The sequence below is a fragment of the Acinetobacter pecorum genome, from assembly GCF_014837015.1.
Lineage (GTDB): Bacteria > Pseudomonadota > Gammaproteobacteria > Pseudomonadales > Moraxellaceae > Acinetobacter > Acinetobacter pecorum.
The window spans coordinates 1-8,090 of sequence record NZ_JACSPT010000037.1 but is presented as its reverse complement, the minus strand read 5'-3'; the positions used below and the strand labels follow the sequence as shown (position 1 = coordinate 8,090).

Genomic DNA, 8,090 nt, shown 5'->3' with positions numbered 1-8,090 from the left:
AATAGCAGAGAACTTTTATCGGTTAGCTGCCTAGCATATCCCAAGTGAAAGTCTCCTGCTAATTCAGCACATATCAGAGACTCAAAATTAAAACCGAAGTTGAAATCATTAAACTTTATCAAATTACTGATCCTACTTTATTACTCGCATTATCTAAAATTGGGAATAACTTGAATCAAATAGCCCGCGCATTAAATATCATCAAAAATGCGGATCTAAGAGATCAGCGTAAGCTTGATATTTTTCATGTGTTGTTGGTCTTAAAGGGTATTCAAAATGAGTTAGAACAAATATTTCCTACCCTACCAAAAATCAGTAGACAAAATCCGAATAGGCTTCGCAAACAACTTGAGAATTTAAACGTTGATCAGGCACAACCTTCAATCGTATTAGCGGAGAAGGATGAAAGTGCATATTAAGTTTTTAGATCATGGCAAAGGGTCAGCTACACATGCTTCCGCATATCTTTTAGATCGACTTGATCATCGTGGAAATGTTCGTGCAGGTGTTCAGGTCTTACGTGGTGATGCCACCACATTCAATGCTATTTGTCATGCGAGTCCACACCTATGGAAATATACGAGTGGAGTCATCGCTTGGTCAAAAGATGATGATCCTACTGACGCTCAGATTATGGAGGTTTTAAATAACTTTGAGGAGCATGCATTTGCAGGATTGGAGCAATCACAGTATCACCTCTTTGCTGTATTACACACAGATGAGGATGGCTCAAAGCACATTCATGTTTTAGCACCACGGCTCGACATGCAAAGCGGGAAGTCACTTAATATTGCTCCCCCCAGTCATGAAAAACACTTCGATGCATTACGAGATTACTTCAACACAAAATATCAGTGGTCACGGCCAGATGATTTGCTTTTGATGCAAACCACACAGGAGCCAAATCATGTGGCCAAAATCAATGCTCAAGCAAAAAAATACATTTTAAGCGAAGACCTTAAAGCACTTATACCAAAGCAGTTTCGCAAGACAATTGATAATTACATCAAAACGCTCTTAAGGACACAAACAATTCAAAACAGGGCAGATATTGTCCAATGTATTTCTCAACTGGAAGGAGTTGAATCGGTTAAACAACGAAAAGACTCTTTAACAGTTGAAATGATCGACGGGAAAAAATACAGACTTAAAGGTGATTTTTATTATGAACAATTCGAAATTGGACTTTATATACAGCGTCTCCGAGCAGCAGCAGAAAGCCGAAAAACTCCAAGTGTCCTTGCAGCAGCTCTCTCAGACGCTAATCAATTTCGAGAAACTTATAGAGCAAAGCGAGCAGCCTATAATCAAAAGCACTACGCTTTTGCACAGCGTACAGGGGGCGACAATAGCCTTGGAGGCACATCTCAACTCATTGTTGAAAGAGATAGGGGATTTATCACCCCAAGCCATACAAACACTGACAGAGGGCTACACAGCACAAATCAATCAACTCCAGTCTCAACTTGCCAATATAGATATTGCGGAAGTTTCAAAAGTGAAATCGAGCATAGATTCGTTTTCAATATCAATTCAAAAGTTACAGTCCAAAATAAACAATCAATTGCAGAATATCTCGATAGACCAACCCAGTTTACAAAAGAGTATACAAGCCCAAATACAGCAAGCGATCACCAATCAAAGCCAGCAAATCGAGAGCGGAATAGAAATGCTGATTACGGAAAAACTGGATGCGCAAAAAGCGACATACATGTTGGGTGGGGCGATCTTGATTGGACTATTGAGTCTTTTAATCGCTTTATTTATGGCTTATCAAACAGCTACAAACGTCAAGACCATCAAAGCACAACAACAGATAATTCAACAGAATTCAGAATCAATCACAGCTCAAATCGAATATTTGAAGAGATTACAAAGGTAAGTCATGCAAACCGAAATAGATCAATATTTGATAGAACAAACCAACTTATTGCAACAACAAAACAGCTTATTGGCAGCACAAAACGAAACTTTGAGCCAACAGGTCAGTTCATTAAAAAATATTTTGATCAGCTACAACGAAGTGGAGCAGCGTTTAGTGAACAAAATCGACACATTGAATATAGAGAAAGAAACTCAAAACGCTTTGATTTCAGCAATGAAAGCAGAACTTTCAAATCTCGAACAGGGCGAATTTTCGGAGCAATTACAGCGAGAATTTCAAGAAAACTTGAGAATCCAATTACAAACGCACTTAACGACAGCATTCAATCAACTGGATTTAAAAGCAAATGTCAGAGACTTAGTGCAGAGCGAATTGCACTCCCTTCAACAGGTCATCAGCAAACAACAGATAGATTTGGAGAAAGCACTCTCGAAAATATTGCAATTTCAGCCACCAACAGACTTTTACGAAGACTTGGAGATGCAAAGCGAGCAGATCAATACGCTTGGGACAACTGTAGAAGGCTTAATGACCTTAATCAAAAACTTGGAAAATTAGAACCTATCATCGCTCAAATAAGATGCAAGCCAAAGCCAGCAACAGATTGGCAGTTACGATCTGATGGATTTTATCCTGGCTATCTTAGAGCTTATCAAGAGTTGTCAGCACAGCAGCAACAGGCTTATCAGGATAAAAAAGTATTGTGGGTGATTGAAATTACAGAACAAAAAACTGAAAAAATCCTAGCCTACATGACTGAGGCTAGAAGAAATATTGACAGTAATGACTATGCAAGGATCGAAGAAATCATCAAGAATGATGAAAGGATGCTCAAGTATTTGAAGTGTGAATTAATTTTATCGCACAAAAATAATCATTTAGAAGATGAAAGAGCTTCATATCTATATCTTTCTTGCTTAAAAAACTTTGATGAAATCAAGGAGCGAATTAAAGCAGTTACATCTTCAACGTATCAAAGTTCTGATGATGCTCCATCTAGGGTTACGCAACACACTTATGCAATAGAATTCAAATCTAAACAGGAAAATGATTCGAATGCCGATGTTGATTTGTAGAAAATCAACATCGTGTAAAAAAACTGCATGAATTACCAATAACTACATAGTTGTTGGTAATGATAGTAATCGTTGCATAATTAGACTTGATACCTCAAGAGAGTGGTTTTACATCTTCTGATCATTGACGGTAAATAATCTATAAATCGAACGACTCACTCGAGTTTTGAGATGTAACGATTTGGATGGGTATTAAAAAGCCTTGGTAGTACCAAGGCTTTTTTAGCTATTTCATTCTGTGATCTGACCAATAACAAGGGACAGTGATTAATTGATTTTCGTGTAAGCGTGACCAGAGTCGTACACCAAGATCTTGTTCAAGATTTTCAATAGTGAAATTAGAGATAATCATGGTAGGTTTCATCATGTCATAACGTTTGTATAGCACTTTATGAATAAGCTCTAAACGAGCCGAATGGCGATCATGCAGTCCATATTCATCCAAGACTAGTAAATCAAAATCAGCAAAAAATTGAATCCACTGTTCTTCAGATTGGTCTTCAATGCTCCATGAACTCATAATTGTCTGTGCTATCTGAGCACTCGTTATATAACGAGCAGACATTTTAGTTTTATAAATAAGATTGCGAACGATCGCTGAACCTAAATGGGTTTTTCCAGTACCTGGTGTGCCATAAAGGATGAAGCTAGATTTTGACCCATTTAACAATTGCTGTGTGAAATTTTGGCAGTATCCGACAACTTGCTGCTGTTCAATAGTACTAACACTATAGTTAGAAAAGCCACATTCCAAATAACGTTGATTTAACCCTGTGCTATGAATACGGTATTGTAACAACTTTTGCTGTAACTCTTCCTGGTGTTGTTTATTCGTTTGTTCAAGATTTTCTTTTGCACAGACTTTGCATAACTGATGACTACCAACTTTTATTAATGGGTAGCCATGTTTTGAGCACAGGGTAGTTAAAACTTCATTAGGAGTTTTTAATAGATCAATAGCTATATTCATTATCTACTCCTAGATCCATTTTTGATTAATCGGTTTCACTTCATTTTTATCATCCTGTCTTTGAGATGAAGATGAAGATGAAGATGAAGATGAAGATGAAGATGAAGATGAAGATGAAGGTGAAGGTGAAGGTGAAGGTGAAGGTGAAGGTGAAGGTGAAGGTGAAGGTGAAGGTGAAGGTGAAGGTGAAGGTGAAGGGCATTCTTCAAGTAATACTTGTGCATTGCTAGAGCATTGCAAATTTAATGCTAGAGCATTGCTTGTGCTTTTATTCCAGCGAGCTTCTGCAGCAGCTTTACCTCGTTCAGATTTCATTTTTTGATTCTGAATAGCCTGTTCTTTTAAAGCAGTGAAATAATGAGATTGAATGAAACCATTGGCCTCTTCAAAAAGATTCAGGGCTTTTAAAGTGGTCATAAGACTTTTGGTCTTAGGACTTGTTAGTTTGGTCACACTCATCAGAATGTGGGGTTCACTTGGAATAGGACCATTTTTCCAAAAGTCCATCATAAGAAAAAGGGTAGCACCCACTTGCTCACTCGAGAGGCGAGTAAATTTCGCTTGAAGATCACCAATGTACAACGGCATCCAGATTGTTGCGTCAGTATTCATTTTGAACCTATAAAAGGCAGGGACATGGTAGTCATGACCCTGTAAAAAATTAAGAGAATAGTTTTAGAAAGCGTGTACGAGCCGTTTGTATAAGGTCTTCTAAGTCGTATATGTTGAAGTCATCCGTTGTAGGATAGTTTTCACATAAGCGGTCAGCCCACAAGCGAAGTGCCTGATGGTCATTGAAGCAACTGTTTACTTTAAGTTTGGGTGCGAGTTGATCTAAACGAGGAATTTCAAACTCATGAATAATGTGATTTGCCATTGCATTGGCGGCTTCACAAACAATGACACCATCAAATACTGATTTATTAAACATGGTGAATCTCCTGACAGCCTAAATTAAGCAGTGCAGGGAAATAGGGATTTCGTTTAGATGCTATTTTCTTTATCATTGGTAAGTACCTCATGATTTACGTCTTGGTGGTATTTCAGGCTTGTTTGCACGACTTATGTTTCACTTTGGCGAGAGAGGTATAAGTGGTTTGGACAGGCCTGAATTTTTTGTTCTTCATAAAATTTATGGGGAATTATCTGCAGCTATGGCATAATTAACCTCATAAAAAGTACTAGGAAAGTAGGAAAATTTATTCCTTAGACGTAAATTATCATATTTTTACGGCATTTCAAGTATTTTTTACTATTTAACTAGGAAAAAGTATGATTAAGTCAAACTTAGCTGTTTTGTTAGCTGAAAGAAAAATGCGTGTTTCAGACTTGGTAAAAGAGACTGGTATCAACAAAAGTACGCTTTATAAGCTTTATAACGATGAATCTGTGCGTATCGACTTTGAGACGATTGATAAGATTTGTTTGGCTTTAGATGTGGAAGTAGGTGAGTTGTTGGTTTTTACGAAAAAATAGTAGTGAATTACCTAATGAGTGTAGATATTTATAATTACATAACTACCTAGATTCTAGACATATATAATTATCTTATAATGAACGTTTTCATAATCTAATGGAATGCTAACCATTAGAGCCATGTCCGTTTTTTAACTGTAGGACATCTCCTGCTATAAGCTAAAAAGAAGTAATATATATTAATCGTAATCAATAATAGATCAAAAATGTTAAACCCTATTCAACCATTTGATTTTTATGTAGATAAAGTTAAAAAAACTGTAAGTATTTATAAACAAAATGAGTTGGAATTGATTCTGTTAAGAGACCCGATATATAGTTTCTTTAGCAACAAAGAATTATCTGAGGAACATTTTAATTCATATAATCCTATACATTTTTCAGATGACTCTTTGGTCTATTTCCTATGTCATACACGATTTAAAGATTTTTTTTCTAAAAACAATGAGCTTTTCTACAATTGGATTGAGGCTTGTTATTATTATTGGATTTGTCATGATCCTATGAAAAAATTGGGAAGTTTAGTTTTTAATAGAATTTTTTATTTTTTTATTCCTAACACAATAGCTTATCACTATCAAATGATGACATTAATTAGAATTATAAACTATTCTGTAGAATACAAAGAAGATGCTATTCTAAATAAATCAGAATATATACTTTCTCACTATCATCAATTTCTAGATGATAATATCAATTGGGAATTACCAGTTTTAATTGTGCAAGAGTTGATTTTTTCTAGAAAGGAAAATAATAAATTATATGAGAATATAAGAAAAAACAATTTGAAAAGATTAAAAACTATTTATGATGAGTATTTTGAAGATTTTCATGAATCAACAAAAATAAATATTATTCTTAAGCTTATATTTCATGATGAATATTATGAAAAATCTTACACTGATTTAATCGAATGTCTAAAAAATGATGAAATATTAAAAAATATATCTGCTGGAAATACTGAGTATCTCAAAAATGTATTTGCGAGAGTTTTCTCTAAGTCTGATTATAAAAGATGTATGGAGTTATTTAGTATAATTAATGGTTATAGGAATACGAAGATATTTTCTAGTCAACACGGAATAGTAGTTCCTAATAATAATATTTTTTCATTATTAACGAATAGCGAACATATCAATTATTTAGTAGAGGATCAATATGCTAAATATTGTAAACTTATAGAATGTGAGAATAAAGCCTTAGTTCTTTCAACCGTATTGAGAGACTTTGATTTACAACCAATGATTGAAAACACAGGGAAAGATTATGGATTCCCTAGTAAAGATTTTGATTTTAATGAATTTTTAGAAAAAACTATTAGCTGTTACTCTTTAAATCATGACCTGTATCAGAGTATTAACTATCTAACAATTACTCCTTCTCATAGTCATCCAGTACAAGCAGCTTTGAGTTATCTAGATAAAGTACCTCCAATTATTAGTTATTCCTTAAATGAATTAAAAGATTTTAATCCAAATAAAAAGTTTGCTTTTTTCCTTGGTGAAAATACTTTGCTTCCAAATTATGAATATGAATTCATAGAACAATTTTTCTCTAATGAAAATCGAATTTTTGAAAATCCTAGTGTAGAGCAAATTGTAGAAGTTTTTAATGATCCATCATTTACTCATATATATATATCCGCTCATGGAAATTACGAACACTCATCTTGTAAGTTAGATAGTTTTGAATTTAGTAATGAAAATCGAATATCTGTCGATATTTTTAATAATCTTCAAAACAGATCAGAATTTCAAAGAGTAGTTGTGATGAATGCATGTTCAGGAGCACATTCTGGAATAAATTTAAACTTTCTTCACAAGGGTATATCTTCAAAATTATTAAAAAATAATTTTGCAGTATTCTCTAACTTATGGCCAATATCCTCTGATTATTCTGTAGTTTTAGGTATGTTATTAGTTTATAACCTAAGTCAAAATGATGATTTAAGAGAAGTATACTTTAATACTTTTTCAATACTAAAAATGAAGAACTGTGAAATATCTAAAAAGTTAATTGAAATGGATGAAGTCTATTTTAAAAAAATAGCACTTAAAGTTTTTGATGAAAATATTCCTATTAACAATTTTACGGCTATTAATGACTTTTCAAATATTGGAGCTATGTGTATGTATAACTAAAAATACAAGGTAATCTTCCTACTTCTTAAAATGTAGGAGTAGGTTAGCCATAGTATTCTTTATAAAAAGGTTTAATCTATTAGTCCTACTTACTTAAGATATGGCAACAATAATTTTTATTCTTTACTAGGGTAAACTCAATATAAAATATTTATCCATAGTTTGAATTATGAATCACTTACCTCAAGTCATCATTTTTGACGCTTTTGGAACACTCGTTAAAATTGGTAAGAGCCGATCGCCATACCGTAAACTGATGCAATGGTTGAAAGCTAATGGAAGAAAACCAAGTGCACAAGATGCAAAGATCATCATGTCAAATCCTGTTGATATTGCACAATTAGCGAGGAGGTTTGGAGCAGAACTACCAGAACAACTTTTGAAAGAGATTAATAGTGATCTTCAGCTTGAATTAAGTACAATTGGTGTTTATGAAGATTGAACCGTACCGGGTTTGTCGGAGACTTTTTTATTTAAGTTAGGCCACCTGACCTAACGGGTTAATCTTATCATAGTACATTGCTTCAAACTCAAAAGGCGAT

6 protein-coding genes and 2 pseudogenes are annotated in these 8,090 nt (G+C 34.1%); 5 read left to right on the top strand and 3 right to left on the bottom strand.

Going from position 1 to position 8,090, the window contains the following annotated elements; genetic code table 11:
* Window positions 1-77: 77 nt before the first annotated feature.
* Window positions 78-419: pseudogene (gene mobC, locus H9629_RS15445) on the top strand (plasmid mobilization relaxosome protein MobC); the annotation flags it as partial.
* A complete protein-coding gene (locus H9629_RS15185; RefSeq protein ID WP_191731444.1) occupies window positions 403-2,961 on the top strand; it encodes a relaxase/mobilization nuclease domain-containing protein in 2,559 nt (852 codons plus the stop codon). The pseudogene mobC and the gene H9629_RS15185, both read left to right, overlap by 17 nt.
* Before the next feature lie 226 nt (window positions 2,962-3,187).
* Here H9629_RS15185 and H9629_RS15180 read toward each other — a convergent pair whose 3' ends face one another.
* Genes H9629_RS15180 through H9629_RS15170 form a run of 3 tightly spaced genes read right to left on the bottom strand, consistent with a single transcriptional unit; the run spans window position 3,188 to window position 4,862 of the window.
* A complete protein-coding gene (locus H9629_RS15180) occupies window positions 3,188-3,931 on the bottom strand; it encodes an ATP-binding protein (RefSeq protein WP_191731442.1) in 744 nt (247 codons plus the stop codon).
* A 9-nt stretch (window positions 3,932-3,940) separates the two neighbouring features.
* Window positions 3,941-4,543 (bottom strand): DUF1376 domain-containing protein, encoded by a 603-nt coding sequence (locus H9629_RS15175; RefSeq protein WP_191731440.1) that lies wholly within the window; start codon window positions 4,541-4,543, stop codon window positions 3,941-3,943.
* A 49-nt stretch (window positions 4,544-4,592) separates the two neighbouring features.
* Complete coding sequence (locus H9629_RS15170; protein WP_191731438.1) at window positions 4,593-4,862, bottom strand: hypothetical protein; 270 nt, start codon at window positions 4,860-4,862, stop codon at window positions 4,593-4,595.
* A 341-nt stretch (window positions 4,863-5,203) separates the two neighbouring features.
* Between H9629_RS15170 and H9629_RS15165 the strand changes: the two genes are divergently transcribed.
* From H9629_RS15165 to H9629_RS15155, 3 genes and pseudogenes are all read left to right on the top strand, one after another.
* Entirely contained in the window at window positions 5,204-5,407 is a 204-nt protein-coding gene (locus tag H9629_RS15165; protein ID WP_191731436.1) for a helix-turn-helix domain-containing protein, read from the top strand.
* A 206-nt stretch (window positions 5,408-5,613) separates the two neighbouring features.
* Window positions 5,614-7,548, top strand: a complete 1,935-nt coding sequence (locus H9629_RS15160) for a hypothetical protein (protein ID WP_191731434.1) — start codon at window positions 5,614-5,616, stop codon at window positions 7,546-7,548.
* A gap of 169 nt (window positions 7,549-7,717) precedes the next feature.
* Window positions 7,718-7,987 (top strand): annotated as a pseudogene (locus H9629_RS15155) (HAD family hydrolase); the annotation flags it as partial.
* Window positions 7,988-8,090 lie beyond the last annotated feature (103 nt).

Coding starts and splice junctions, on each gene's coding strand:
- H9629_RS15175 (WP_191731440.1), bottom strand. CDS start 4,543: ATGAATACTGACGCAACAATCTGGATGCCGTTGTACATTGGTGATCTT.
- H9629_RS15185 (WP_191731444.1), top strand. CDS start 403: ATGAAAGTGCATATTAAGTTTTTAGATCATGGCAAAGGGTCAGCTACA.
- H9629_RS15180 (WP_191731442.1), bottom strand. CDS start 3,931: ATGAATATAGCTATTGATCTATTAAAAACTCCTAATGAAGTTTTAACT.
- H9629_RS15165 (WP_191731436.1), top strand. CDS start 5,204: ATGATTAAGTCAAACTTAGCTGTTTTGTTAGCTGAAAGAAAAATGCGT.
- H9629_RS15160 (WP_191731434.1), top strand. CDS start 5,614: ATGTTAAACCCTATTCAACCATTTGATTTTTATGTAGATAAAGTTAAA.
- H9629_RS15170 (WP_191731438.1), bottom strand. CDS start 4,862: ATGTTTAATAAATCAGTATTTGATGGTGTCATTGTTTGTGAAGCCGCC.